General features: G+C 57.5%; 1 protein-coding gene. It reads right to left on the minus strand.

All coding sequences use genetic code 11. The features are described from left to right. Positions 1-240: ATP-binding cassette domain-containing protein (locus ACZ3GY_RS24725; RefSeq protein ID WP_465912459.1), on the minus strand; the 240-nt coding region annotated here is incomplete at both ends.

The following is a 240-nucleotide window of genomic DNA, read 5'->3' on the forward strand; positions in this document are numbered from 1 at the left end:
TCCTTGCCCATCAGCATGCGGAACAGAGTCGATTTACCAGCACCGTTACCGCCGATCACGCCGACGATGGCGCCTTTAGGCATGGAGAACGACAGGTTGTCGATCAGCACGCGATCGCCGTAGCCCTTGCTGACGTTCTTGAACTCGATGACCTTGTCGCCCAGGCGCGGACCGGCCGGGATGTAGATCTCGTTGGTTTCGCTGCGCTTCTGGAATTCCTGCGATTGCATTTCTTCGAAG

It is taken from the genome of Pseudomonas sp. PME37.24/006, assembly GCF_055556635.1.